General features: G+C 35.4%; 1 pseudogene. It reads right to left on the minus strand.

The annotated features are described in order from the left end of the window. Positions 1 to 128: 128 nt before the first annotated feature. Positions 129 to 230, minus strand: a pseudogene (locus IDG64_RS14550) (IS6 family transposase); the annotation flags it as partial. Positions 231 to 254 lie beyond the last annotated feature (24 nt).

Raw genomic sequence — 254 nt, forward strand, 5'->3', positions numbered from 1 at the left:
ACCGCAGGTCTCTTCAGATCTACGGATTTTCGCCATGCCACGAAATTAGCATCATGCTAGCAAGTTAAGCGAACACTGACATGATAAATTAGTGGTTAGCTATATTTTTTTACTTTGCAACAGAACCATATTTCAGATATATCACGATAGCTCAATGCATATCTTAGATAGTAGCCAACGGCTACAGTGATAACATCCTTGTTAAATTGTTTATATCTGAAATAGTTCATACAGAAGACTCCTTTTTGTTAAAA

Source organism: Staphylococcus sp. EG-SA-15, assembly GCF_017151895.1.
GTDB lineage: Bacteria > Bacillota > Bacilli > Staphylococcales > Staphylococcaceae > Staphylococcus > Staphylococcus aureus.